Origin of the sequence: Pseudomonas sp. R3-18-08 (assembly GCF_003852065.1) — a bacterium.
GTDB lineage: Bacteria > Pseudomonadota > Gammaproteobacteria > Pseudomonadales > Pseudomonadaceae > Aquipseudomonas.
In genome coordinates this window covers 4,449,656-4,473,462 of sequence record NZ_CP027729.1, presented here as the reverse complement: position 1 = coordinate 4,473,462, position 23,807 = coordinate 4,449,656, and the positions used below count along the sequence as shown (strand labels likewise).

Here is a 23,807-nt window from a genome sequence, read left to right as displayed (position 1 = left end):
TACAGGGGAGCGCCATGGTTTCACCTGTCAGTCCTTTTCCTTGTATTGGATTTCCCCATGAGTTCTGTTGCTGTGTTCAGCAAGGCCTCGCCGTTCGATGCACTGCAGCGCTGGCTCCCTAAACTGGTGCTGGCGCCGAGCATGTTCATCGTGCTGGTGGGCTTTTATGGCTACATCCTGTGGACGTTCGTGCTGTCGTTCACCACCTCCACCTTCCTGCCCAGCTACAAGTGGGCGGGCCTGGCGCAATACGAACGGTTGTTCGACAACGATCGTTGGTGGGTAGCGAGCAAAAACCTCGCCGTGTTCGGCGGGATGTTCATCGGTATCACCCTGGTGATCGGCGTGCTGCTGGCGATTTTCCTCGACCAGAAAATCCGTCGCGAAGGTTTCATTCGCACCATTTACCTGTACCCGATGGCGCTCTCGATGATCGTCACCGGTACCGCCTGGAAATGGCTGCTCAACCCGGGCATGGGCCTGGACAAATTATTGCGCGATTGGGGCTGGGAAGGCTTCCGTCTCGACTGGCTGATCGACCCTGATCGCGTGGTCTACTGCCTGGTGATCGCCGCCGTGTGGCAAGCCTCGGGCTTTATCATGGCGATGTTCCTGGCGGGCCTGCGGGGCGTTGATCAGTCGATCATCCGCGCCGCGCAGATCGACGGCGCGAGCCTGCCACGCATCTACTGGAGCGTGGTGCTGCCAAGCCTGCGTCCGGTGTTCTTCAGTGCGGTGATGATCCTGGCGCACATTGCGATCAAGAGCTTCGACCTGGTGGCGGCGATGACCGCTGGCGGCCCGGGCTATTCCTCCGACCTGCCGGCCATGTTCATGTACTCGTTCACCTTCAGTCGCGGCCAGATGGGCATGGGCTCGGCCAGTGCAATCCTGATGCTCGGTGCGATCCTCGCGATCATCGTGCCGTACCTGTATTCCGAGCTGAGGACCAAGCGTAATGACTAGTCTCGCCGCTAAACCTGCCATCAGCCTGAGTCGCATCGCGATCTACGCGGTGCTGATCCTTGCGGTGCTGCTGTACCTGGTGCCGCTGGTGGTGATGCTGCTCACCAGTTTCAAGACGCCTGAAGACATCAGCACCGGCAACCTGCTGAGCTGGCCGACCGTGGTCAGCGGCATTGGCTGGGTCAAGGCCTGGGCCACCGTGGACGGCTACTTCTGGAACTCGATCAAGATCACCGTGCCCGCTGTGCTGATCTCCACGGCCATCGGTGCGTTGAACGGCTACGTGCTGTCGTTCTGGCGCTTTCGCGGTTCGCAGCTGTTCTTCGGCCTGTTGCTGTTCGGCTGCTTCCTGCCGTTCCAGACCGTGCTGCTGCCGGCGTCGTTCACCCTCGGCAAGATGGGCCTGGCCAGCACCACCACCGGCCTGGTGTTCGTGCATGTGGTCTACGGCCTGGCGTTCACCACGCTGTTCTTCCGTAACTACTACGTGAGCATCCCGGATGCGTTGATCAAGGCGGCCCGCCTGGACGGTGCCGGTTTCTTCACCATCTTCCGTCAGATCATTCTGCCGATGTCGACGCCGATCATCATGGTCTGCCTGATCTGGCAGTTCACCCAGATCTGGAACGATTTCCTGTTCGGTGTGGTGTTCTCCAGCGGCGACTCGCAGCCCATCACGGTAGCGCTGAACAACCTGGTCAACACCAGCACCGGCGCCAAGGAATATAACGTGGATATGGCGGCGGCGATGATCGCCGGGCTGCCGACCCTGCTGGTCTATGTGATCGCAGGCAAGTATTTCGTGCGCGGCCTGACGGCCGGCGCGGTCAAGGGGTAATCATGGCTACGCTTGAACTTCGCAATGTAAACAAGACCTATGGCGCCGGCCTGCCCGACACCTTGAAGAACATCGAACTGTCGATCAAGGAAGGTGAGTTCCTGATCCTGGTCGGCCCGTCGGGGTGCGGTAAGTCCACGTTGATGAACTGCATCGCCGGCCTTGAGACCATCTCCGGCGGCGCGATCATGATCGGTGATCAGGACGTGAGCGGCATGAGCCCCAAGGACCGTGACATCGCCATGGTGTTCCAGTCCTACGCGCTGTACCCGACCATGAGCGTGCGCGAGAACATCGAATTCGGCCTGAAGATCCGCAAGATGCCCCAGGCCGACATCGACGCCGAAGTCGCGCGCGTGGCCAAGCTGCTGCAGATCGAACACCTGCTCAACCGCAAGCCGGGCCAGCTGTCCGGTGGCCAGCAACAGCGCGTGGCGATGGGCCGGGCCTTGGCGCGTCGGCCGAAGATCTACCTGTTCGACGAACCGTTGTCGAACCTTGACGCCAAGCTGCGCGTCGAGATGCGCACCGAAATGAAGCTGATGCACCAGCGCCTGAAGACCACCACCGTCTACGTGACCCACGACCAGATCGAAGCAATGACCCTGGGCGACAAAGTGGCGGTGATGAAGGACGGCATCATCCAACAATTTGGTACGCCGAAAGAAATTTACAACGACCCGGCCAACTTGTTTGTGGCAAGCTTTATCGGTTCACCTCCCATGAACTTCGTGCCTTTGCGTCTGCAACGTAAGGACGGTCGCCTGGTGGCGCTGCTCGACAGCGGCCAGGCCCGTTGCGAGCTGCCGCTGAGTATGAATGACGCTGGGTTGGAAGACCGCGATGTGATCCTGGGCCTGCGCCCGGAGCAGATCGTGCTGGCGGCGGGCGAGGGCAATGGTTCTTCGAGCATTCGTGCCGAAGTCCAGGTAACCGAGCCTACCGGCCCGGACACCCTGGTGTTCGTGCAGCTCAATGACACCAAGGTCTGCTGCCGTCTGGCGCCGGACGTGGCGCCGCAGGTCGGCGAGACCCTGACCCTGCAGTTCGACCCGGCCAAGGTATTGCTGTTCGATGCCGCGACCGGTGAGCGATTGGGCACCGTTGCTGCATTGCCGGCACAGGGGCATGCCGACAATGTGACCCAGTTCAAAGGTCGTTAATCGAGATAACTGGTTGTTTTACTTAAAAAATGTAACCCGCGTTAGATAAAAACAGTTTAATAACAATAAAGACGAGGATGTAGGGATGAAAAAGCAACACAACAACACTCGGCTGTTCTGCCAACTGTCAGCGGCAGCAGCCCTTGTATTGTCCGCCAATGCGATGGCGGCCGATGCGTTCAGCGCCGATTCCAAGTGGATGACCGGCGATTGGGGCGGCGAGCGTACCAAGCTGATCGAGCAGGGTATCGACATCAAGGCCGACTACGTAGGTGAGATGGGCTACAACGCCCACGGCGGCTACAACGACGACAAGACCGGTCGTTACTCCGACCAGTTCGGTCTGGGCGTGGCACTGGACCTGCAAAAGCTGTGGGGCTGGGATAACACCCAGGCCAAGATCCAGTTCACCAATCGTAATGGCCAGAACATCTCCAATGACCGTATTGGCGACCCGCGCGCCGGCACCTTGAGTTCGTCTCAGGAAGTGTATGGCCGTGGCCACATGGTGCGTCTGACCCAGTTCTGGGTTCAGCACCAGATGTTCGACAACAAGCTGGACGTGAAGCTCGGCTACTTCGGTGAAGGCGAAGACTTCAACACCTTCCCGTGCGACTTCCAGAACCTGTCGTTCTGCGGCTCCCAGGTCGGTAACTACGTAAACACCTGGTACAACTGGCCGGTCGCCCAGGCCGCTATCCGCGTGAAGTACAACATCACGCCTGAGCTGTATGCGCAGATTGGTGCCTACAACCAGAACCCGTCGCAACTGGAGCACGGCAACGGCTTCAAACTCAGCGGCAGCGGTACCAAAGGCACCGTGATTCCGGTGGAGTTGGTCTGGTCGCCGAAGGTCAACAACCTGCCGGGCGAATACCGTGTGGGTTACTACAAAAGCGCTGCCGATGCGTCTGACGTGCGCGAAGACGTCAACGGCAACGATGCCGCCACCACTGGCGCCGCCTACCGTACCCACAGCAGCAAGAAAGGCTACTGGTTCGTTGCGCAACAGCAACTTACCACGCATAACGGCGACGCTACCCGTGGCCTGAACATCGCCGCAAACGCGACCTTCCACGACAAGGAAACCAACTTGGTCGACAACTACCAGTCGTTGATGCTGGTGTACAAAGGCCCCTTCGACGCGCGTCCAAAAGATGACGTCGGCATTGGCGTCGCTCGCCTGCATGTCAACGATGACGTGAAGAAGAACTCTCAACTGCTCAACGCCGCCAATGGTGTGAGCGACTATGACAATCCGTTCTACACGCCCATTCGTGAGACTGAGTACAACGTCGAACTCAACTACGGTTTCCACGTCACCAACTGGCTGACCGTGCGTCCGAACCTGCAATACGTTGTCCAGCCTGGTGGCGTGGACAAAGTCGACAACGCGTTGGTAGCGGGCCTGAAAATCCAGTCTACGTTCTAACGCTGTTGCGATAAGCTCCTTCTCTCTGTGCGCATTTTGCGGATAGCCATGGCTATCCGCTTTTTTTTGGGTTGCACTGTGATATTCAGGACCGTGGCACATGCATGAGCAACCGCTGCAACGTTTTTTCAAATCCTTGCGCGAGCGTCCGGTGTTCGCCTGGGAGCGCTTCCAGATGCGTGACGTGTTGGTGATCGACCATCCGCTGTGCCAGGCGGTGTTCAGTCGCCAGGGCGCGCAATTGCTGCACTTTCAGCCCACCGGCCAGAAACCCTGGCTGTGGTGCGCCGCCAAGTGGCCGCAAGTCGGTGCCATCCGGGGTGGCGTGCCGGTGTGCTGGCCGTGGTATGGCCGCCACCCCAGCGAAAACGCGTGGCCTTCCCACGGTTGGGCGCGCTTGATCGATTGGAAGCTGCTCGACAGCAGCACCGAAGACGATGGCGTGCGCCTGCACTGGCAGTTGCAGCTGTGCGACTGGCAGGTGGACCTGCACGCGCATTTGGGTGAAACCCTGGAACTGCGCCTGAGCACCGAGCATCAGGATGAGCTGCCGTGCCAGTTGAGCCATGCTTTGCACGCCTACTGGCGTATCGGTCACGTTGACGAGGTAGCGCTGTCTGGGCTCGACGGAGCGCAAGGTTACGACCAGCTCAACCGCCAGGCTTGCCAGCAGGAAGGCGAACTGCGGGTGGATGGCGGCTGTCAGCGGGTGTTCCAGCATGAGGGTGAGTTGCACCTCAAGGACCATGCGTGGCAGCGGGAACTGTGTATCGACACCGGCGACAGCGCCGACACCGTGGTGTGGCATCCCGGCAGCCGGCCGTTGCTGGGTGTGAGCTTCAACGAGGCGTCGGGGTTTGTGTGCGTGGAGTCGGCGATGGCCGGGGCGAGCCTGGCGCCGGGGGAGCGGGCGCATCTGAGTTTGCAGGCTCGGGCTGGGATTTAGTGGTGCTGCTGTGATCGTTCCCACGCTGCGCGTGGGAATGCAGCCCTTGACGCTCCGCGTCTGCTCTTGATGCCGTGACGCGGAGCGTCACAAGAGGCATTCCCACGCGGAGCGTGGGAACGATCACATCCTGGCTCAGTTGAACTCATCCCCCACCGGATACCGGCTGTCATTCAAGCTCTCTTTGATCTTGCGCAAATGCGGCTGGAAATCCACTCCGCGGCGCAACGTCATCCCGGTCGCCAGCACATCCAGCACCGTCAGCTGAATGATCCGCGAGGTCATCGGCATGTAGATATCGGTGTCTTCCGGCAGCGGAATGTTCAGGCTCACCGTGCTGGCCTTGGCCAACGGTGAGTTCTCGGCCGTTACGCCCAGCACCGACGCGCCGTTTTCCCGCGCGATACGCGCCACTTCCACCAGCTCACGGGTACGCCCGGTGTAGGAAATGATCACGAACAACTCACCGGTATGCGCCACTGAGGCGATCATGCGTTGCATCAGCACGTCGGCGTGGGCGGTTACCGCCAGGTTGAAACGGAAGAACTTGTGCAGCGCGTCCATGGCCACCGGGGCCGAGGCGCCCAGGCCGAAGAAGTGAATCTGCCGCGCCTGGATCAACAGATCCACGGCCTTGCTGATCAGGGCTGGGTCGAGGGCCTGGCAGGCACTGTCCAGGGACGCGATGGCGCTGCCGAAGATCTTCTGGGTGTAGGCCTCCGGGTTATCATCGGCTTCCACGGCACGGCTGACATACGCCGCGCCACTGGCCAGGCTTTGCGCCAACTGCAATTTAAGTTCAGGGTAACCACTGACGCCGAACGAACGGCAGAAGCGGTTGACCGTCGGTTCACTGACCGAGGCGGCTTGGGCGAGGGCAGCGATCGAGAAGCGGGTGGCCTGCTGCGGGTTGAGCAGGATGACCTCGGCGACTTTTTTCTCGGCCTTGTTCAATTCTTCGAGGCGGTTCCGGATCTGTTCCAGAAGATTTCGCACGCGGTCCATTCAGTCTTTCCTTCGGGCGACGATGCAAATAAAAAGGCGGTAACCAATCGATGAGTGGCTTTTCGCGGTGGCCTATCCTACTGAGGGTAGCCGAACACCACCACTCGCAATGCGTATTTGCGGAAAATGTTGTGGTTATTACTACATTTTTCCTTGAGTGATGCCTTGAAAAAAGGTATTTGTAGCTTAACTTGATAAAAGAACAAACATCATGCCTTTGATAACCGTAGAACCCTGCACCTTTGCCCTGTTTGGCGCCTTGGGTGATCTGGCGCTGCGCAAGTTATTTCCTGCTCTCTATCAACTCGATGGCGCCGGCTTGCTGCACGATGACACGCGCATCCTGGCCCTGGCCCGCGAAGCCGGTTCCGAGCAGCAGCACCTGGCCCATATCGAAACAGAACTGCGCAAATACGTCGGCAAGGAGCTGGACGAAGCCGTTGCCCAGCGTTTCCTGGCGCGCCTGGCGTATGTGCATGTCGACTTCATGAAGGCCGACGACTACGTCGCCCTTGCCGAAAAGGTCGGTAGCGAACAGCGCCTGATCGCCTACTTCGCCACCCCGGCCGCCGTGTATGGCGCGATCTGCGAAAACCTGTCCAAGGTCGGCCTGGCGGAAAACACCCGCGTCGTGCTGGAAAAGCCGATTGGTTCGGACCTGGAATCCTCGCGCAAGGTCAACGACGCCGTCGCGCAGTTTTTCCCGGAAAACCGCACCTACCGCATCGACCACTACCTGGGCAAAGAAACCGTCCAGAACCTGATCGCCTTGCGTTTCGCCAACAGCCTGTTCGAAACCCAATGGAACCAGAACTACATTTCCCACGTGGAAATCACCGTGGCCGAGCAGGTTGGCATCGAGGGCCGTTGGGGCTACTTCGACAAGGCTGGCCAACTGCGCGACATGATCCAGAACCACCTGCTGCAGCTGCTGTGCCTGATCGCCATGGACCCGCCGGCTGATCTGTCCGCCGACAGCATTCGCGACGAGAAGGTCAAGGTGCTCAAGGCCCTGGCGCCGATCAGCCCGGAAGGCCTGACCACCCAAGTGGTGCGCGGCCAGTACATTGCCGGCTACAGCGCCGGTAAAGCCGTGCCGGGGTACCTGGAAGAAGAGAATTCCAACACCCAGAGCGACACCGAGACCTTCGTCGCCCTGCGGGCCGATATTCGTAACTGGCGTTGGGCCGGGGTGCCGTTCTACCTGCGTACCGGCAAGCGCATGCCGCAAAAGCTGTCGCAGATCGTCATCCACTTCAAGGAACCGTCCCACTATATCTTCGCCCCCGAGCAGCGCTTGCAGATCAGCAACAAGTTGATCATCCGCCTGCAGCCGGACGAAGGTATTTCCTTGCGCGTGATGACCAAAGAGCAGGGCCTGGACAAGGGCATGCAACTGCGCAGCGGGCCGCTGCAACTGAATTTTTCCGACACCTATCGCAGCGCACGGATTCCCGATGCCTACGAGCGGTTGTTGCTGGAAGTGATGCGCGGCAATCAGAACCTGTTTGTTCGCAAAGATGAAATTGAAGCCGCGTGGAAGTGGTGTGACCAGTTGATCGCCGGGTGGAAAAAATCCGGTGATGCGCCCAAGCCGTACGCGGCGGGGTCCTGGGGGCCGATGAGCTCGATTGCACTGATCACGCGGGATGGGAGGTCGTGGTATGGCGATATCTGAATTGAAACTGCCTCAGGGCGTCACTGCCCATGAGTATCGTACGCCCGTGCTGTTGGCGGACGGCCTGGCCAATGACGTGGCCGAACAATTGCGAGCGGCCATCAGCGCCCGTGGCGCGGCCACCCTGGTGGTGTCCGGTGGTCGCAGCCCGGTGGCGTTCTTCCAGAACCTGGCCAGGCAAGCCCTGGACTGGTCCAAGGTCACGGTCACCCTGGCCGACGAGCGTTGGGTGCCGGTGGAGCATGCCGACAGCAATGCCGGCTTGTTAAAGCAGCACCTGCTGCAGGGCCCGGCAGCCAAGGCGAAATTCTTGAGCCTGTACAGCGCGGCCGCCAACCTTGAAGAGGCGGCCGAGCAGGCTGATCGCCTGCTGGCCGAACTGCCGGCGATCGATGTGCTGGTGCTGGGCATGGGCGATGACGGCCACACCGCATCGCTGTTTCCCAACAGCCCGAACCTCGCCCAGGCGTTGCAGGCCGACGGCACCCGCCGTTGCTGGCCAATGCTGGCGCCGACCGTGCCGCACCAGCGCCTGACCATGAGTCGTGCATTGCTGGCCACGGCCCACTACACCGTGCTGTCGATTTCCGGCAGTTCGAAGTTGACTACCTTGAGCGCCGCGCTGGCCGGTGACGATGTCGCCGCCATGCCGATTCGCGCGTTTTTGCAACCTACTTTAGAGATTTACTGGTGCCCATGAGCCAAGGATCAGCCGCTATGAAAAGCCCTCAACCGACCGTGTCCATGGCGGATAAAGTTGCCCTGATCGACAGCCTCTGCGCCAAGGCGCGGATCCTGCCGGTGATCACCATCGCCCGCGAGCAGGACATCCTGCCCCTGGCCGATGCCCTGGCTGCCGGTGGCCTGACCGCCCTGGAAGTGACCCTGCGTTCCGAGTTTGGCCTCAAGGCCATCCAGGTGTTGCGCGAGCAGCGCCCTGAACTGTGCACCGGTGCCGGCACTGTGCTGGACCGTCATATGCTCGAAGCGGCAGAAGTGGCCGGCTCGCAGTTCATCGTCACCCCCGGCATCACCCGCGACCTGCTGGAAGCCTCGGTGCACAGCCCGATCCCGCTGCTGCCTGGCATCAGCAATGCCTCCGGCATCATGGAAGGCTACGGCCTGGGCTATCGCCGCTTCAAGCTGTTCCCGGCGGAAGTCAGCGGCGGCGTGGCGGCGATCAAGGCCTTGGGCGGCCCGTTCGGCGAAGTGAAATTCTGCCCGACCGGCGGCGTCGGCCCGGCCAACATCAAAAGCTACATGGCCTTGAAAAACGTGATGTGCGTGGGCGGTAGCTGGATGCTTGATCCTGAGTGGGTCAAGAACGGCGATTGGGCGCGTATCCAGGAAGTCACCGCCGAGGCGCTGGCGCTGCTGGATTGATCTGATTTATCGAATCGTTGTTGCTGTGCTTAACGGCATTTTTGCGGTGCACTTGGTCGGTGTACCGCTTTTTTTTGCCTGTAGAAACCTGAAGAACTCCACAAAACCAATGTGGGAGGGGGCTTGCTCCCGATTGCAGTGGTTCAGTCAATACATGTGGTGACTGATACACCGCTATCGGGAGCAAGCCCCCTCCCACAGTTTAATCTGTGTTGAGCTGGGTAATTGCATGCACCAACACATTGATGTCCGTAGCCGTGGTCACCAACCCCGGAGTTACCCGAATACAGGTGCCAAACGCCGCGCCTGAGCGGGTCGTGGTGAACACGTCATACTCCTTGAGCAACCTGTCGACCATCACCTGCTGATCGCGCCCAATGAACTTGAACGCGGTAATTCCGCAATACAGCCTCGGATCATCCGGCGTCAGCACTTCAATTCCCGGCAAAGCCCGCACCTGGCTCACCCATAGATTGCGCAGGTAATTGACCCGTGCACCTTTAGCCGCTGCGCCGCCCAATTGCCGGTGTTCTTCAAACACCAACGGCAGGCTCATCAGTGCCGGAAAGTTCGGCGTGCTGTAGGACGTACGCGCACGCACATCCGTGGCAGGGTAGTGGAATTCACCCATGTCCGGGTCGATATCCGCCAGGCGCTCGGGGGCGATGTAGAGAAAGCCCAGGGTCAGCGGGGCGCCGATCCATTTGTGCAAGTTGAAGCCGGCGAACTGAATGCCCAGTTCGGCCAGGTTGAAATCGATCTGGCCGAGAGCGTGGGCGCCGTCGAGGATCACATCGACCTCGTGTTCACGCGCAGCCTTGGCGATCGCCGCCACCGGCATCACCAGGCCGGTGCGGTGCGTAACATGGGTCAGCGCCATCAGCTTCAAGCGCGGGTACTGAATGAAGGTATCGCGATAGGTCTGCACGAGGCTGTCGAAACTGGCCGGGTGAGCGTGGGAAATCTCGATCACTTCGACACCGCGCACGCCGGCCAGCCAGCGCATCGCGCCTTTGACCGTGTCGTACTCCAAGTCACTGATCAGCACCTGGTCGCCGGGTTGCAGGCGGTTGTAGTTGCGGATCAGCGACTGCAAGGCTTCAGTGGCGTTGCGGGTGAAGGCCACCGAGTCCGGGTCTGCATCGATCAAAGCGGCCAGTTGGCGACGAATCTCCAGATTTTCCCCTTGCTCGAAACGCTGACGCACATACACCGAGTTGCTGCGGTTGATGAAGGCAACGTGTTCCAGGTACTGGGCCTGGACAGCACGGCTCATGCGCCCGAAGTAGCCGTTTTCCAGATTGATCGGGCCCGGCTCCAGCTCATAGCGCTGGGCGATGGCCTGCCAGTGACGTTCGTTGTTTGCATTCCTTGGCATGGCGAGGCTCCTAATTAATGGCGAGGGGCGGGTTTACCGTGTTTAACGCGCAGCGGTTCAAGTAATTCGGACAAGCCGTTGTGGTCGATTTCCTGCATCAGTGCCAGTAAGCCGCCCAGTTCCCCGTGGGGAAAACCTTCACGAGCGAACCAGTTCAGGTAGGGGCCGGGCAAGTCGGCGATGATCCGTCCTTTGTATTTGCCGAAGGGCATTTCGCGGATGATCAGCAATTCGAGTTTTTCGGGGTTCATGGGCTTCAGCGTTTGATTCGATAGCCGGGAAAATACAGGCATTCTGCATGAAGGCCAAATGACAGATCATGCAAATAACGTCGATACAGATGGTTCAATAATTCGTAAGTCATTGAAATAAAACAAATAAGTAATTTTTCAAAACCTGGCACGGGCACTGCAATCATTAAGACAACTTTCTCAACCCACATAAGGAATTGAAAAATGACTGACATCAATAAAGAATCCATCTCCGTACTGAACGACCTGATCGAAATCAGCATCGACGGCCAAAAGGGTTTCCAGGAGTGCGCTGAAGACATCAAGCACCCAGAGCTCAAAGCCCTGTTCGTCAAGCGTTCCGCCGATTGCGCCACTGCCGCCGCCGAACTGAAAACCGCCGTGCGTGCCCTGGGTGGCGAGCCGAAAGAATCCGGCAGCGTGGCCGGTGCTGTGCACCGTGGTTGGGTTGACGTGAAGTCGATGGTGACCGGTAAGGACGAAGAATCGGTGCTGAACGAAGCCGAGCGCGGTGAAGACCACGCACTGAAGGCTTACAAGGAAGCGATCGAGAAGATCAACAAGCACAACCTGCTGGGCATTCGTGACTTGGTTGAGCGTCAGTACCACGGCGTGCAGCGCAACCACGACCAGGTTAAAGCCCTGCGTAACCAGGCTCGCGCTCAGTCGTAAGCCTAGGTTGTACATGCTGTAAAAACAATGTGGGAGGGGGCAAGCCCCCTCCCACATTTGTATTGCGTCATTTTCAGCCAATGCTGATTGGCGGCAATTCGGTCAAGGTCACTACTTGCTGTTTGCGCGGGGCAAGAATCTCCGCTTCGCCATCCACTACCAACTCATCGCGCTGGTTGAACACGCGCGTGGCAATGCGTACACGGAACTTGGGCAGCTTCTCCAGGATTTCCAGGCGCACGGTGAGGGTGTCGCCGATCTTGACCGGCTTTTGAAAGCTCATCTGCTGGCCGATATAAATCGTGCCCGGGCCGGGCAGTTCGCAGGCTACCGCCGCGCTGATCAGCGCACCGCTGAACATGCCATGGGCGATACGCTCCTTGAACATGGTCGCCTTGGCATACTCGGCATCCAGGTGCACTGGGTTGTGATCGCCGGACATGGCGGCGAACAACTGGATATCGCGTTCTTCGACAGTCTTGCTGAAGCTGGCGGTCTGGCCGACTTCAAGGGCCTCGTAGGGGGTGTTGGTTACCTGGGTCATCTAAACGTGCATCCTGTGGCTAATCGATAATTTAATTGGCTGATTTTAAACGAAAAATTATTCGCAGCGGGTGGGCCTGCGCACTGTCAGGGCGTGCTCGAGCCACGTCAGCACATCCGCGGTGACGTCGTCGCGGTTGGTTTCATTGAACACTTCATGACGTGCCTGCGGGTAGAGCGTCAATTGCAGGTGCTGGCAGCCCGCGTCGCGCAGGGCATGGGCCAGGCTTTTGAGACGCTTGCCTTCACTCACCGGATCACATTCGCCGCCGATTATCAGAATTGGCAGGCCCGGATCGATCTGCGCGAGATTGGACGCTTTGCTGATTTGCTGCAAGCCGCCGAGCAGGTCGACCCACAGCTGGTTGGTGCAGCGGAAACCGCAAAGCGGGTCATGAATGTATTGGTCGACTTCAACCGGGTCGCGGCTGAGCCAGTCGAAGGTGGTGCGATTGGGTTTGAACGCTTTGTTGAAGGAGCCGAACGACAGAAAGTCAATCAATGCGCTACGCCCGCGCTTACCCTGGCGCGCGCGCTCGATACGGGCAATCGCCCGTGCCGCGCGATACAACGCCACCGGCTGGAAATTCGAACCGCTGAGTATCGCCCCATGCAGGCTGGCGCTGTGATGCAGCAGATAGGCCTGGGCGATATAGCTGCCCATGCTGTGGCCGAGCAAAATAATCGGCAGCCCCGGTTGCTGCTGGCCGATGTGCTGGTTAAGGCTGGCCAGGTCGCCCACCACTTTGTTCCAGCCATCCTCTTCGGCGTACAGCCCCAAGGTGCCTTCGTCGGCGGTACGGCCATGGCCACGTTGGTCCAGCGCATACACACCATAGCCGGCGGCGCACAACGCCTGCGCCAGGCGCCCATAGCGGCCACTGTGCTCGGCCATGCCATGGGACAGCATCACCAGGGCCCTGGGGGGCTCGGCGGGCATCCATTGATTGACGTACAGGCGAGTTTGGTCGTTCGCGGTCAGCCAGAAAGTGCTGTGGTTCATGGCGGTTCCTTTGCGCAGGGTCGTTGCAGTGTATAGCTCATCTAGTGGGGCGCGAGGTATCTGCCTACGCCTCAGCGACAAGATTCATACAATCAATGACACAGTTCAGTGTATTGCCTGTTTGGTCATTACTGCTAACGTCCTCAAAGCTCCGCTCTTTGTAGCTGCATAGAAAAGCGGCCGGACACACTCAGGTAAAGAGGACAAGAATAATGCAACCTGATTTTTGGAATGACAAACGCGCGGCGGGTGTGCCCAACGCCATCGACCTTACTGCCTATCAGTCAGTGATCGAAGTCTTCGAGCGTTCCTGCAAGACCTTTGCCGACCGTCCGGCGTTCAGCAACATGGGCATTACCCTGACCTACGCCGAGCTTGAGCGCCAGAGTGCGGCGTTCGCCGGTTACCTGCAGCAGCACACCGACCTCAAGCCCGGCGAGCGCATCGCGGTACAGATGCCCAACGTGTTGCATTACCCGATTGCGGTTTTTGGCGCACTGCGCGCCGGGCTGATTGTGGTCAATACCAACCCGTTGTACACCCCGCGTGAAATGCGCCATCAGTTCAAGGACGCCGGCGTGCGTGCGCTGGTCTACCTCAACCTGTTCGGTTCGCGGGTACAGGAGGTGTGTACCGACACCGAAATCGACTACCTGATCGAAGCCAGGATGGGCGATTTCATGCCCGCCGCCAAAGGCTGGCTGGTCAACACGGTAGTCGACAAAGTCAAGAAGATGGTCCCGGCCTACCACCTGCCGCGTGCGGTGTCGTTCAAGCGCGCCTTGCACATGGGCGCAGGCCTGGGCGTGACGCGACATCCGGTGAGCCTTGAGGATATCGCCGTGCTGCAATACACCGGCGGCACCACCGGCCAGGCCAAGGGCGCGATGCTCACCCACGGCAATCTGGTAGCGAATATGCAGCAGGCGCGGGCGTGCATGTCGCAACTGGGGGATGACGGCCATCCGCTGATCAAGGAAGGGCAGGAGGTGATGATTGCGCCGCTGCCGCTGTACCACATCTATGCGTTCACCGCGAACTGCATGTGCATGATGGTGTCCGGCAACCACAACGTGCTGATCACCAACCCGCGCGACATCGGCGGGTTCATCAAGGAACTGAAGAAGTGGCGCTTCACCGGGCTGCTGGGGCTCAACACGTTGTTTGTGGCGCTGATGGAGCATCCGGACTTCAAGAGCCTGGACTTTTCCCATCTCAAGTTGACCAATTCCGGCGGCACGGCGCTGATCAAGGCCACCGCCGAGCGTTGGCAGCAGATCACCGGGTGTGCAATCGGCGAGGGCTACGGCCTGACCGAAACCTCACCAGTAGCCAGCACCAACCCCTATGGCAATCAATCGCGGCTGGGCACAGTAGGCATTCCGGTGCCGGCCACGGCCATGAAGGTGGTCGACGACGAGGGCGCTGAATTGCCGTTGGGCGAGCGCGGCGAACTGTGCATCAAGGGCCCGCAGGTGATGAAGGGCTATTGGCAGCAACCGGCGGCCACGGCCGAGGCGCTGGATGCCGAGGGATGGCTCAAGACCGGCGATATCGCCGTGATCGATACCGACGGCTTTATACGCATCGTCGACCGCAAGAAAGACCTGATCATCGTCTCGGGTTTCAACGTTTACCCCAATGAGATCGAAGACGTGGTGATGGCCCACCCGGCCGTGGCCAACTGCGCGGTGATCGGCGTGCCGGATGAGCGCACGGGGGAAGCGGTGAAGCTGTTTGTGGTCGCGCGTGCCGAAGGTGTGAGCCTTGAGGAATTGAAGGCCTACTGCAAGACCAACTTCACGGGGTACAAAGTGCCCAAGCACATTGTGCTCAGGGATTCGTTGCCGATGACGCCGGTGGGGAAAATCCTGCGGCGGGAGCTGCGCGACATCGCCTGAACCGAATAGCTACAAAATGTGGGAGGGGGCTTGCTCCCGATTGCGGTGTTCAGGCACAGATGCAGTGACTGACACTCCGCTATCGGGAGCAAGCCCCCTCCCACATTGTTTTGTATTGCCCGCAAAGCCCTGTTCCAGAGCCTTTCAGTGGGTTATTTTGCCTGCGTTAAAAGTGTGACCAATTATTGTAGGACAGTCGTGTTAGTGACCGTGGGGCCCTCTTTTGGCTCTAGTCGGCCCTTGGCAAAGCTGCTACTCTCGGCGCGCTTTGTGACGTCTAGGCCTGCTTGAAGCGCCAGATTCACCTTAAAAAAACATACACCAATAATAATCGCATCAAATGCGATGATGAATTCGCGTCGCTGAGGAGTGGGCTTCCATGAACGAAGACTTTTGGAAGGATAAGTACCCCGCCGGGATTGCTGCACAAATCAATCCAGACGAGTATCCGAATATTCAGGCGGTACTGAAGCAGTCCTGCCAGCGCTTCGCCAACAAACCGGCTTTCAGCAACCTGGGCAAGACCATCACCTACGGTGAACTGTACGAATTGTCCGGCGCATTCGCCGCCTACCTGCAACAGCATACCGACTTGAAGCCTGGCGACCGAATCGCCGTGCAACTGCCCAATGTCCTGCAATACCCGGTCGCTGTATTCGGCGCCATCCGTGCCGGGCTGATCGTGGTCAACACCAACCCGCTGTACACCGCGCGGGAAATGGAACACCAATTCAATGACTCCGGGGCCAAGGCCCTGGTTTGCCTGGCCAACATGGCGCACCTGGCTGAAAAAGTCGTGCCCAAGACTGCGGTCAAACACGTGATCGTGACCGAAGTGGCCGACCTGCTGTCGCCGTTCAAGCGCCTGTTGATCAACAGCGTGATCAAGTACGTGAAAAAAATGGTCCCGGCCTATCATTTGCCGCAAGCGATCAAGTTCAATGACGTGCTGGCCAAGGGGCAGGGCCAGGCGGTCAGCGATGCCAACCCGGCCAGCGGCGATGTGGCGGTGCTGCAATACACCGGCGGCACCACCGGCGTGGCCAAGGGCGCGATGCTCACCCATCGCAACCTGGTCGCCAACATGCTGCAATGCAAGGCGCTGATGGGCTCCAACCTCAATGAAGGGTGCGAGATACTGATCACGCCGCTGCCTCTGTATCACATCTATGCGTTTACCTTTCATTGCATGGCGATGATGCTGATCGGCAACCACAATATCCTGATCAGCAACCCGCGCGACCTGCCGGCGATGGTCAAGGAACTCTCGAAGTGGAAGTTCAGCGGCTTTGTCGGCCTTAATACCCTGTTCGTGGCGCTGTGCAACAACGAAGCTTTCCGCAAGCTGGATTTCTCCGCGCTGAAGGTCACCCTGTCAGGCGGCATGGCGCTGCAGCTGGCGGCGGCCGAACGCTGGAAGGCCGTGACCGGTTGTGGCATCTGCGAAGGGTACGGCATGACCGAGACCAGCCCGGTGGCCACGGTCAACCCGATCCAGCATATCCAGATCGGCACCATTGGCATCCCGGTGCCATCCACCGTGTGTAAAGTGATCGCCGACGACGGCACCGAGCTGCCGCTGGGCGAAACCGGCGAGCTGTGCGTGAAGGGCCCCCAGGTCATGAAGGGCTACTGGCAGCGCCAGGACGCTACCGACGAGATGCTCGACAGCGAAGGCTGGCTGAAGACCGGCGACATCGCGATCATCCAGCCCGACGGCTACATGCGTATTGTCGACCGCAAGAAAGACATGATCCTGGTCTCGGGTTTCAACGTGTACCCCAACGAGCTGGAAGACGTGCTCACAGGCCTGCCGGGCGTGTTGCAGTGCGCGGCCATCGGCGTGCCGGATGAAAAGTCCGGGGAGCACATCAAGCTGTTCATCGTGGTCAAGCCAGGCGCCACCCTGACCAAGGAGCAGGTGATGGAACACATGCGCGCCAACGTCACCGGCTACAAGGTGCCCAAGGCCGTCGAATTTCGCGACGCGCTGCCGACCACCAATGTGGGCAAGATTCTGCGGCGTGAATTGCGCGATGAAGAACTGAAGAAACTCGGTTTCAAAAAGTAACGCACTTCAAATGTGGGAGGGGGCTTGCTCCCGATAGCGGTGGGCCAGTCGCAGATAACGTGACTGACACTTAGCTATCGGGAGCAAGCCCCCTCCCACATTTATGACTGCGTTATTACAGGGCGAACTGCGCAAAGCTGATCCCCGCACCGGCAGGGCGCACGTCCTTGAGGAACGAGTCCTTGTCGGCGCTCAGTTCCAGGGTGATTTCCGGCTTGCGCTTGCCGGCATTGCGCACCACCAGCCCTTCGAGGTTCTCGCGCAGGAACGCCGTTGGCACTTTCAGGTGCAGCAGTCGGTCAGTCTCGGCGTTGTGCATCAACAGGTGGATCCACTCGTACTGGCCCACGCCAATCCGCGCCACTGGCAAGTCGAACCACCAGATGTTGCGTTTGGAGTCCAGGTCGGTGAAATGGCAGTTGTTGACGCCGAGTACGGCACCGCCCAGTTCCTGGTTTCTGCGGGCGATGGCCTGTGTTTTATTGAGTTTCATAACCTTCCTACGGATCTGTTATTCAGCGTTCGAGCCTGAATCTGCCGGGCATTCTCGTGGGTTGGCCGCAAAACATAAAGGCAAACCTGCCCCTTTCGATGAAATGCGCACTGAAAAATAATTGAAACTCTGTCGCTTGGCTTCGAGTCAACCGCTACGTAGTGACCTCAAACCATTTGATAGTTATCAGGAGTAATACCATGGGCAGCACTTCCGATAAGGTAAAAGGCGTAGCTAATGAAGCCGTCGGTAACATCAAGCAAGGTGTCGGCAAGGCGACGGACAACGACAAAATGCGTGCTGAAGGCGTGATCCAGGAAAAGAAAGGCGAAACTCAGCAGGCAGTGGGCAAGACCAAGGACGCAGTGAAAAAAGCGACCGAGTAAGACGGTCCGGCTGGCCCATCCCAGCAGCCCGACGGCCATCTACGGATGGCCGTTTTTGTATCCAAGGCTGCAACTAAAGTTTAGAAATTGTTTCAAAGTCGCCAAATGGGCTACTTTGATGTAGAAAACGGCCCCTGAGTCGCCCGCGACCTCACCCTCTTTGCGGCGAAAGGAGACGCTATGATTTTTCCGGTACTCGATGGTCTCAAGCTGCACAAGGTGCTGGTGCGCACCGTTACGGAATTCGTCGACGACGAGATGCCCACCTACGCCTCGGCGTTGGCCTACCAGATGCTGTTCTCGTTGTTTCCCTTCCTGTTGTTCCTGATTGCCCTGATCGGTTTCCTGCATCTGCCGGACTTCTTCACCTGGCTGCGCTTGCAGTCTGAGCTGGTATTGCCGCCCCAGGCGCTGGAGCAGGTCAACCCGGTGATCGACCAGTTGCAGCAATCCAAGGGCGGGCTGCTCTCGGTAGGTATCGTGATCGCCCTTTGGACCGCCTCCGCTGGCGTACGCCTGATGATGAGCGCGATGAATGCTGCCTATGACGTGGTGGAGGGGCGGCCGATCTGGAAGCGTTTCCCGCTGTCGATTTTCTACACCGTCGGCATCGCCGGCATGCTGCTGGCCGCCGCCGCGCTGATGGTGCTCGGCCCGCAGGTGATGGAATGGCTGGCGGGGCAGATCGGTATGCAGGAATTTGTCGTCACGCTGTGGACCATCCTGCGCTGGCCGCTGATCGTGATCCTGCTGATGTTTGCCGTGGCCCTCATGTATTACGTGATGCCGGATGTCGAACAGGAGTTTCGCTTTATCACCCCCGGTTCCGTATTGGCGGTGGTGGTGTGGATCGTCGCTTCCCTCGGCTTTGGCTACTACGTTAAAACCTTCGCCGACTACAACGCCATGTACGGCAGTATCGGCGCGATCATCGTGTTGCTCTTGTACTTCTATATTTCCGCCGCTGTGCTGTTGCTCGGCGCGGAAATGAACGCCGTGATCGAACACATGTCCGCCGAAGGCAAGGACCCCGGCGAAAAAGAAATCGACGAACCGGGCCATGCCGGTGAAAAACAACATGTCTCAGGCCTGGGCCGGGACCATTCCAAGCCTCTCACCGTTGAGCCTGATCAATGATCCGTGAAATCCTGAAAATGGGCGATGAACGTCTGCTGCGCATCGCCCCGCCAGTGCCGCCGGAAATGTTCGACAGCCCCGAGCTGTGGCAACTGATCGACGACATGTTCCAGACCATGGAACACGTGGGCGGCGTCGGCCTGGCTGCGCCGCAGATCGGTGTGGACCTGCAATTGGTGATCTTTGGTTTCGAGGCCAGCGAACGCTACCCGGAGGCCCCACCGGTACCGCAGACCATCCTGATCAACCCGTTGATCACACCGCTCAGCCCGGTGCTGGAAGAGGGGTATGAGGGCTGCCTGTCCGTCCCCGGCCTGCGCGGCGCCGTGGACCGCTATCAGCAGATCCGCTACGAAGGCTTCGACCCCAAGGGCGAGCCGATCGTACGCTTCGCCGACGGCTTCCATGCACGGGTGGTGCAGCATGAGTGCGATCACCTGATCGGGCGGTTGTACCCGTCGCGGATTACTGACTTCAGCAAGTTCGGGTTTATCGAAGTGCTGTTCCCGGAAATGGACCCAACCGCCGACGAATGATCAGCAGGCTATAGCAAGGGGGCTTGCCCTCTGTAGGAGCGAGCTTGCTCGCGAAAAACGTCAACGATAACGCGTGCTTGCTGAATGAACGCGGTGCCTGTGAGTTTTTCGCGAGCAAGCTCGCTCCTACCCACCGCTATCGGGCGCAAGCCATCCAGGTTATCGAAGGCCCATCGCGATCATCGGTTTGTTGCGCTTGTAGCGCACCAACCGCTCACTGAGCGATTGCGGCAACACCGTGTCCTGGGAAAAACCCATGCGCTGGTACAGCGTTTCAAGGTCCGGATGGCACAACAGCCAGACCGTGCCGTCCACACCCGCCACCGCCTGTTGAATCAAACGCGCCGCCAGCCCCTGACCGCGATAAGCCGGGTCAACGAAAACGCCGGTCAGCCATTGCCCACCGACCACGGGGGTCAGGCATAACCCGGCAACGATCTGCGTGTCCCTCGCCACCCACAACTGCCCGTCCTTGAGCGCCTTCATCGACGAGTTGTGGCTGCGGTAAAACTTGTTCAGCAGCGGCCATAGCGGCGCTGCCAAGCGTTCGATGTGCATGTTCAAACCAATGAAAGGGCGAGACGGGCATTGTAGCCGTTGCCGGCAGGGCGCAGACATCGGCCTGCGAGTCCGTATATAAAGTTATAAATAGATGACTTTTTAATATTATTAATGAATAAGAGGGCTTGCTAGGATCGCTGCTTCGAAGCACCCGACATACCGTGCCCAACCGCACCCGCCGTCAAGGTCAAGGAAGCGCTCTTATGCTGAAAATGATTGCTGTCGCTGTTCTTTCTCTGGTCGCCGCCAAGGCACTGGCCGCCGATCCATCCACGCTGCGCATTGGCTATCAGAAAAGCTCGGTAAGCATGGTCCTCGCCCGTGAACACAAGCTGTTCGAAGCCGCGCTGCCCGGCACCCAGGTGCAGTGGACTGAGTTTCTCGGTGGCCCGCCGCTGATCGAGGCGCTGAACGCCGGCAGCCTGGACATCGGCAATATCGGCGACATCCCACCCATTTTTGCCCAGGCCGCCGGGATTGAATTGCAGTACATCGCCGTCGAGCCGAATGAGGGCAAAACCGAAGCCGTGCTGGTGCCTCAAGCCAGCCCCATTCAGAGCGTGGCCGAACTCAAAGGCAAGCGCGTGGCGCTGCTCAAGGGTTCCAGTGCGCACAACCTGTTCCTCAAGAGCCTGCTGCGCGCCGGTTTGCAGTGGAAAGATGTGAACGTGGTGTACCTGTCGCCCTCCGACGGGCGCGCCGCATTCGAGCAAGGCAAGGTGGACGCCTGGGTGGTGTGGGACCCTTACTACTCGGCTGCCGTGGTCGACGGTGCCGCCCGCGTGTTGGGCACTGGTGAAGGCCTTAATCCGGCCGGCAGCTTCTTCGTGACCAGCAGCGCGTTTGCCCGGCAAAATCCCCAGGCCATTGCCACCATCCTGCAAACCCTCGGCAAGGCGCAGCGTCTGTCCCTGGACCAACCCGAAGACAGCATCGCGCTGATGGCCAAGACCCTGGGCCTGCAACCGGCGGTGGTCAAACGCTACTTCGAGCACCGCTCGCCCGAGCCGATCCGGCCGCTGCAGGCGGTCGACATCGCCAATCAGCAACGCACCGCCGATTTGTTTTTCGCCAATGGCTTGATCCCGAAAAAGGTCGATGTGCAGCAGGTTGTGTTCAAAGGTCCATAAGCCCTGTGGCGAGGGAGCGGCTCCCTCGCCACTGCTTGATTACCTGACCGCTCATGGATTTTCCGCTGCCAGGGCCGCAACCACAGTGGGCCGCTTACCCACCCGTTGTTGAAATGCCGCCAACGCCGGCCATTCATTCAGCTCAATCCCATGAACCGCCGCCCAACGCAGCACCACAAACAGATACGCATCCGCTACCGAATACTGCGCGCCCAGCAAATAATCCTGTTGCTCCAACGTTTGCACCAGCACCGCAAGGCGTTTGAACAACGTCGCCAGGAACATCGCCCGCACCTCGCCCTGGATTGCCGTGTTGAAAAATACCGCCAGCCCGCCATGCACTTCGGTGGCGATGAAATTCAACCACTCTTGCAAGCGCACGCGCTCCCAGCTGCCGTTGGCCGGTGCCAGATGGGCATCGGGCTTCAGGTCGGCGAGGTATTGCAGGATCGCGCTGGCTTCGGTCAGCACCTGGCCGTTGTCCAGTTGCAGTGCTGCTACGTAACCTTTGGGGTTGATCTGCAGGAAATCCCTGCCGTCGGCGGTGGTCTTGGCCTGGTTGTCCACGCGCACCAAGTCGAAGGGCAAGGCCAATTCCCGCAGCACGATATGGGGGGCGAGCGAGCAGGCATTCGGGGAGAAATACAGTTTCATGGAGGGTTTCTGTGTGGGATTTGCGCCAGTCTCGCGGGCATGGCACCGTGGGTAAAATTAAACCTTCATACCCCATCCATAAGGACAGCTACTGCCATGATGAACCTGATGCATTGGCGCCTGCTGGTGGCCGTGGCCGATCACGGCAGCATCACCGCCGCTGCCGAACGGGTGGGCATGACCCAGTCCGCCGCCAGCCAGGCCATGGCATCCATGGAGATCGCGTTGGGGGTGCAACTGTTCACCCGCGAGCCGCGCAAGACCTTGCCCACTGCCTTGGGGGTGAGTGTGATCGAACAGGCGCGGGTGATGCTCGGTGCCTTGCAGGCGATACGCTGCCGCGTGGAGGAAGCCCGACCCATGCTGCGTGGGGACCTGCGCATCGCGTGTTTCCCTCAGGTACTGGCGAAGTTTCTGAGCCCCAGGTTGCAGCGTTTTGCGCAGCTGTATCCGGGCATTGAGGTCACCACCCTTGAGGTCACCGACGACGAAGTGCATGCCTTGCTCGACGCCGACTTGGTCGACCTGGGCGTGGTGCTCAACCCAGAACCCGAGCGCAACCCCACGCTATTGGGGCGGGACACTTGGCTGGCGGTGGTGCCAGCCCGGCACGCGCTGGCGCAGCAGGTCACGGTGACCCTTGCGCAGTTGCTGGAGCAACCCTTCGTGCTCGCCACCGGCGGCTGCAGCGTAAACGCCCGCAGCCTGAGTGCCGACGCCGGCCTGGTGCTGCGCGATGTGCGTGCCGAAGTGCGTGAATGGAGCAGCGCTTTCAGCCTGGTACGCGAGGATATCGGCGTGACCCTGGTGCCAGAAACGACCCTGCCGACCCAGTGCCAGGGCCTGCGCGTGCTGCCCCTGAGCGTGCCGATACACCGCGAGTTCGCCCTGGTCGGCTCGCCAAACCGCTCATCTTCTGCGGCCGCCGATGCGTTGCTGGCAATGCTGGCTGATAACTGAAAACGCCGCTGACCTGATGTGAAAGAAATTCAAAATGTGGGAGGGGGCTTGCTCCCGATGGCGGTGGATCAGTCAATGAATCGGTGGCTGATACGCTGCTATCGGGGGCAAGCCCCCTCCCACATTTTTTGTTCAGCTGTGTGGCTTAGATTGCTGCCAGGGTGTCTTTCACTGCCTGGGCCTGTGGAGCAGCCGCCTTCGCCGCTACCTGCTGCTGTTGCTGCTCCTTTAAACGTTCAGCCACTTGCCTGGCAATCGCGTCCTGTTGTTGCTGCGGCAGGGCCTGCACTTGCTCTTCTGTCATCCCCTGCTCCTTGAGCAACTGCTCGCGAATACGCTCGGCCGGGGATTTGCTCATGTATTCGCTGAGTTCAGCCCGCGCCCCGGAGGTCGTCGCTGTGGCTTGCAACTGCACGCGGGTCTTGGCGAAGGCCTCGTCGATGCGATCGCTCGCCTTGTCCAGGTCCTTCTGGGCGGCCGGCACCGTCACGCTTTGCTGCGCCGTTTGCAGGGCGCCGCTGTACAGCGCGCTGGCAGCGGCGTTGGCCGGGTCCATGTCGGAGCGCTTGAGCTGTTGGACGGTCGACGCGGCTTGGGTGTCGTTGTTAACCAGCATGATCGGTCACCTGGGGGAATGTTCGGTGTGACAGCTGGAGCAATTAGCATGCCGGGCACGACGTGCCCGTTTTTATTGGGGTAGTGGCCGCCGTCGCGGCAAAC

General features: G+C 59.6%; 25 protein-coding genes. 16 read left to right on the top strand and 9 right to left on the bottom strand.

Going from position 1 to position 23,807, the window contains the following annotated elements; all coding sequences use genetic code 11:
* Window positions 1-57: 57 nt before the first annotated feature.
* From C4J92_RS20530 to C4J92_RS20510, 5 genes are all read left to right on the top strand, one after another.
* Complete coding sequence (locus tag C4J92_RS20530) at window positions 58-966, top strand: carbohydrate ABC transporter permease (protein ID WP_124364123.1); 909 nt, start codon at window positions 58-60, stop codon at window positions 964-966.
* Window positions 959-1,804: a carbohydrate ABC transporter permease gene (locus C4J92_RS20525; protein WP_034115702.1), complete on the top strand. Its 846-nt coding sequence runs from the start codon at window positions 959-961 to the stop codon at window positions 1,802-1,804. The genes C4J92_RS20530 and C4J92_RS20525 overlap by 8 nt, the downstream gene beginning before the upstream one ends.
* 2 nt (window positions 1,805-1,806) lie before the next feature.
* Complete coding sequence (locus C4J92_RS20520; RefSeq protein WP_124371660.1) at window positions 1,807-2,967, top strand: ABC transporter ATP-binding protein; 1,161 nt, start codon at window positions 1,807-1,809, stop codon at window positions 2,965-2,967.
* 85 nt (window positions 2,968-3,052) lie between these two features.
* Window positions 3,053-4,399 carry a carbohydrate porin gene (locus tag C4J92_RS20515; protein ID WP_124364121.1) on the top strand — a complete coding sequence of 449 codons (1,347 nt, stop codon included), beginning with the start codon at window positions 3,053-3,055 and terminating at the stop codon, window positions 4,397-4,399.
* A 100-nt stretch (window positions 4,400-4,499) separates the two neighbouring features.
* Complete coding sequence (locus C4J92_RS20510; RefSeq protein WP_124368116.1) at window positions 4,500-5,345, top strand: D-hexose-6-phosphate mutarotase; 846 nt, start codon at window positions 4,500-4,502, stop codon at window positions 5,343-5,345.
* Window positions 5,346-5,480: 135 nt separating this feature from the next.
* On the opposite strand, the gene C4J92_RS20505 is transcribed toward C4J92_RS20510, so the two are convergent.
* Complete coding sequence (locus C4J92_RS20505) at window positions 5,481-6,341, bottom strand: MurR/RpiR family transcriptional regulator (RefSeq protein WP_170039859.1); 861 nt, start codon at window positions 6,339-6,341, stop codon at window positions 5,481-5,483.
* A 220-nt stretch (window positions 6,342-6,561) separates the two neighbouring features.
* Between C4J92_RS20505 and zwf the strand changes: the two genes are divergently transcribed.
* The 3 genes from zwf to C4J92_RS20490 are packed head-to-tail and all read left to right on the top strand — an operon-like array spanning window position 6,562 to window position 9,411.
* Complete coding sequence (gene zwf / locus C4J92_RS20500; protein WP_124364119.1) at window positions 6,562-8,028, top strand: glucose-6-phosphate dehydrogenase; 1,467 nt, start codon at window positions 6,562-6,564, stop codon at window positions 8,026-8,028.
* The gene (gene pgl, locus C4J92_RS20495) at window positions 8,015-8,728 is read left to right on the top strand and encodes a 6-phosphogluconolactonase (protein WP_124405100.1); all 714 of its coding nucleotides are present in this window, start codon (window positions 8,015-8,017) and stop codon (window positions 8,726-8,728) included. The genes zwf and pgl overlap by 14 nt, the downstream gene beginning before the upstream one ends.
* Before the next feature lie 17 nt (window positions 8,729-8,745).
* Entirely contained in the window at window positions 8,746-9,411 is a 666-nt protein-coding gene (locus tag C4J92_RS20490; protein ID WP_069076884.1) for a bifunctional 4-hydroxy-2-oxoglutarate aldolase/2-dehydro-3-deoxy-phosphogluconate aldolase, read from the top strand.
* A gap of 202 nt (window positions 9,412-9,613) precedes the next feature.
* Here C4J92_RS20490 and C4J92_RS20485 read toward each other — a convergent pair whose 3' ends face one another.
* Window positions 9,614-10,789 (bottom strand): aminotransferase class V-fold PLP-dependent enzyme, encoded by a 1,176-nt coding sequence (locus C4J92_RS20485; RefSeq protein WP_124405099.1) that lies wholly within the window; start codon window positions 10,787-10,789, stop codon window positions 9,614-9,616.
* Between the two features lie 14 nt (window positions 10,790-10,803).
* Window positions 10,804-11,040 carry a DUF3820 family protein gene (locus C4J92_RS20480; RefSeq protein WP_124405098.1) on the bottom strand — a complete coding sequence of 79 codons (237 nt, stop codon included), beginning with the start codon at window positions 11,038-11,040 and terminating at the stop codon, window positions 10,804-10,806.
* Between the two features lie 204 nt (window positions 11,041-11,244).
* On the opposite strand from C4J92_RS20480, the gene C4J92_RS20475 reads away from it, so the two are divergent.
* Window positions 11,245-11,712: a PA2169 family four-helix-bundle protein gene (locus C4J92_RS20475; RefSeq protein ID WP_124405097.1), complete on the top strand. Its 468-nt coding sequence runs from the start codon at window positions 11,245-11,247 to the stop codon at window positions 11,710-11,712.
* A gap of 73 nt (window positions 11,713-11,785) precedes the next feature.
* On the opposite strand, the gene C4J92_RS20470 is transcribed toward C4J92_RS20475, so the two are convergent.
* Together C4J92_RS20470 and C4J92_RS20465 are read right to left on the bottom strand one after the other, a co-directional pair.
* Window positions 11,786-12,256, bottom strand: coding sequence for a MaoC family dehydratase (locus tag C4J92_RS20470; protein WP_034115694.1), 471 nt, complete (start codon window positions 12,254-12,256; stop codon window positions 11,786-11,788).
* A 57-nt stretch (window positions 12,257-12,313) separates the two neighbouring features.
* Window positions 12,314-13,258: an alpha/beta hydrolase gene (locus C4J92_RS20465; protein ID WP_124405096.1), complete on the bottom strand. Its 945-nt coding sequence runs from the start codon at window positions 13,256-13,258 to the stop codon at window positions 12,314-12,316.
* Between the two features lie 212 nt (window positions 13,259-13,470).
* Here C4J92_RS20465 and fadD2 point away from each other — a divergent pair, with 212 nt between their 5' ends.
* Together fadD2 and fadD1 are read left to right on the top strand one after the other, a co-directional pair.
* Complete coding sequence (gene fadD2 / locus C4J92_RS20460; protein ID WP_124405095.1) at window positions 13,471-15,159, top strand: long-chain-fatty-acid--CoA ligase FadD2; 1,689 nt, start codon at window positions 13,471-13,473, stop codon at window positions 15,157-15,159.
* Between the two features lie 379 nt (window positions 15,160-15,538).
* A complete protein-coding gene (gene fadD1, locus C4J92_RS20455) occupies window positions 15,539-17,230 on the top strand; it encodes a long-chain-fatty-acid--CoA ligase FadD1 (protein ID WP_124405094.1) in 1,692 nt (563 codons plus the stop codon).
* Window positions 17,231-17,345: 115 nt separating this feature from the next.
* Here the strand turns inward: fadD1 and C4J92_RS20450 are convergent, their stop codons facing one another.
* On the bottom strand, window positions 17,346-17,723 hold the full coding sequence (locus C4J92_RS20450) for a hypothetical protein (protein WP_124405093.1): 378 nt from the start codon (window positions 17,721-17,723) through the stop codon (window positions 17,346-17,348).
* Window positions 17,724-17,923: 200 nt separating this feature from the next.
* On the opposite strand from C4J92_RS20450, the gene C4J92_RS20445 reads away from it, so the two are divergent.
* The 3 genes from C4J92_RS20445 (at window position 17,924) to def (ending at window position 19,782) form a co-directional block, all read left to right on the top strand.
* Window positions 17,924-18,109 carry a CsbD family protein gene (locus tag C4J92_RS20445; RefSeq protein WP_124405092.1) on the top strand — a complete coding sequence of 62 codons (186 nt, stop codon included), beginning with the start codon at window positions 17,924-17,926 and terminating at the stop codon, window positions 18,107-18,109.
* Between the two features lie 180 nt (window positions 18,110-18,289).
* A complete protein-coding gene (locus C4J92_RS20440) occupies window positions 18,290-19,246 on the top strand; it encodes a YihY/virulence factor BrkB family protein (protein ID WP_124405091.1) in 957 nt (318 codons plus the stop codon).
* The gene (gene def / locus C4J92_RS20435) at window positions 19,243-19,782 is read left to right on the top strand and encodes a peptide deformylase (RefSeq protein ID WP_124371649.1); all 540 of its coding nucleotides are present in this window, start codon (window positions 19,243-19,245) and stop codon (window positions 19,780-19,782) included. The genes C4J92_RS20440 and def overlap by 4 nt, the downstream gene beginning before the upstream one ends.
* 159 nt (window positions 19,783-19,941) lie before the next feature.
* On the opposite strand, the gene C4J92_RS20430 is transcribed toward def, so the two are convergent.
* Window positions 19,942-20,340, bottom strand: coding sequence for a GNAT family N-acetyltransferase (locus tag C4J92_RS20430; RefSeq protein ID WP_124405090.1), 399 nt, complete (start codon window positions 20,338-20,340; stop codon window positions 19,942-19,944).
* Between the two features lie 206 nt (window positions 20,341-20,546).
* Between C4J92_RS20430 and C4J92_RS20425 the strand changes: the two genes are divergently transcribed.
* A complete protein-coding gene (locus C4J92_RS20425) occupies window positions 20,547-21,473 on the top strand; it encodes an aliphatic sulfonate ABC transporter substrate-binding protein (RefSeq protein WP_124405089.1) in 927 nt (308 codons plus the stop codon).
* Between the two features lie 51 nt (window positions 21,474-21,524).
* Here C4J92_RS20425 and gstA read toward each other — a convergent pair whose 3' ends face one another.
* A complete protein-coding gene (gene gstA / locus C4J92_RS20420; RefSeq protein WP_124405088.1) occupies window positions 21,525-22,127 on the bottom strand; it encodes a glutathione transferase GstA in 603 nt (200 codons plus the stop codon).
* A 96-nt stretch (window positions 22,128-22,223) separates the two neighbouring features.
* On the opposite strand from gstA, the gene C4J92_RS20415 reads away from it, so the two are divergent.
* Window positions 22,224-23,087 (top strand): LysR family transcriptional regulator, encoded by an 864-nt coding sequence (locus tag C4J92_RS20415; RefSeq protein WP_124405087.1) that lies wholly within the window; start codon window positions 22,224-22,226, stop codon window positions 23,085-23,087.
* Between the two features lie 145 nt (window positions 23,088-23,232).
* On the opposite strand, the gene C4J92_RS20410 is transcribed toward C4J92_RS20415, so the two are convergent.
* Window positions 23,233-23,703 carry a hypothetical protein gene (locus C4J92_RS20410; RefSeq protein WP_124405086.1) on the bottom strand — a complete coding sequence of 157 codons (471 nt, stop codon included), beginning with the start codon at window positions 23,701-23,703 and terminating at the stop codon, window positions 23,233-23,235.
* Between the last annotated feature and the right edge of the window lie 104 nt (window positions 23,704-23,807).

Excerpts from the sequence above, each read along its gene's own strand:
- C4J92_RS20530 (WP_124364123.1), top strand. The coding sequence starts at position 58 with ATGAGTTCTGTTGCTGTGTTCAGCAAGGCCTCGCCGTTCGATGCACTG.
- C4J92_RS20525 (WP_034115702.1), top strand. The coding sequence starts at position 959 with ATGACTAGTCTCGCCGCTAAACCTGCCATCAGCCTGAGTCGCATCGCG.
- C4J92_RS20520 (WP_124371660.1), top strand. The coding sequence starts at position 1,807 with ATGGCTACGCTTGAACTTCGCAATGTAAACAAGACCTATGGCGCCGGC.
- C4J92_RS20515 (WP_124364121.1), top strand. The coding sequence starts at position 3,053 with ATGAAAAAGCAACACAACAACACTCGGCTGTTCTGCCAACTGTCAGCG.
- C4J92_RS20510 (WP_124368116.1), top strand. The coding sequence starts at position 4,500 with ATGCATGAGCAACCGCTGCAACGTTTTTTCAAATCCTTGCGCGAGCGT.
- zwf (WP_124364119.1), top strand. The coding sequence starts at position 6,562 with ATGCCTTTGATAACCGTAGAACCCTGCACCTTTGCCCTGTTTGGCGCC.
- pgl (WP_124405100.1), top strand. The coding sequence starts at position 8,015 with ATGGCGATATCTGAATTGAAACTGCCTCAGGGCGTCACTGCCCATGAG.
- C4J92_RS20490 (WP_069076884.1), top strand. The coding sequence starts at position 8,746 with ATGAAAAGCCCTCAACCGACCGTGTCCATGGCGGATAAAGTTGCCCTG.
- C4J92_RS20485 (WP_124405099.1), bottom strand. The coding sequence starts at position 10,789 with ATGCCAAGGAATGCAAACAACGAACGTCACTGGCAGGCCATCGCCCAG.
- C4J92_RS20480 (WP_124405098.1), bottom strand. The coding sequence starts at position 11,040 with ATGAACCCCGAAAAACTCGAATTGCTGATCATCCGCGAAATGCCCTTC.
- C4J92_RS20475 (WP_124405097.1), top strand. The coding sequence starts at position 11,245 with ATGACTGACATCAATAAAGAATCCATCTCCGTACTGAACGACCTGATC.
- C4J92_RS20470 (WP_034115694.1), bottom strand. The coding sequence starts at position 12,256 with ATGACCCAGGTAACCAACACCCCCTACGAGGCCCTTGAAGTCGGCCAG.
- C4J92_RS20465 (WP_124405096.1), bottom strand. The coding sequence starts at position 13,258 with ATGAACCACAGCACTTTCTGGCTGACCGCGAACGACCAAACTCGCCTG.
- fadD2 (WP_124405095.1), top strand. The coding sequence starts at position 13,471 with ATGCAACCTGATTTTTGGAATGACAAACGCGCGGCGGGTGTGCCCAAC.
- fadD1 (WP_124405094.1), top strand. The coding sequence starts at position 15,539 with ATGAACGAAGACTTTTGGAAGGATAAGTACCCCGCCGGGATTGCTGCA.
- C4J92_RS20450 (WP_124405093.1), bottom strand. The coding sequence starts at position 17,723 with ATGAAACTCAATAAAACACAGGCCATCGCCCGCAGAAACCAGGAACTG.
- C4J92_RS20445 (WP_124405092.1), top strand. The coding sequence starts at position 17,924 with ATGGGCAGCACTTCCGATAAGGTAAAAGGCGTAGCTAATGAAGCCGTC.
- C4J92_RS20440 (WP_124405091.1), top strand. The coding sequence starts at position 18,290 with ATGATTTTTCCGGTACTCGATGGTCTCAAGCTGCACAAGGTGCTGGTG.
- def (WP_124371649.1), top strand. The coding sequence starts at position 19,243 with ATGATCCGTGAAATCCTGAAAATGGGCGATGAACGTCTGCTGCGCATC.
- C4J92_RS20430 (WP_124405090.1), bottom strand. The coding sequence starts at position 20,340 with ATGCACATCGAACGCTTGGCAGCGCCGCTATGGCCGCTGCTGAACAAG.
- C4J92_RS20425 (WP_124405089.1), top strand. The coding sequence starts at position 20,547 with ATGCTGAAAATGATTGCTGTCGCTGTTCTTTCTCTGGTCGCCGCCAAG.
- gstA (WP_124405088.1), bottom strand. The coding sequence starts at position 22,127 with ATGAAACTGTATTTCTCCCCGAATGCCTGCTCGCTCGCCCCCCATATC.
- C4J92_RS20415 (WP_124405087.1), top strand. The coding sequence starts at position 22,224 with ATGATGAACCTGATGCATTGGCGCCTGCTGGTGGCCGTGGCCGATCAC.
- C4J92_RS20410 (WP_124405086.1), bottom strand. The coding sequence starts at position 23,703 with ATGCTGGTTAACAACGACACCCAAGCCGCGTCGACCGTCCAACAGCTC.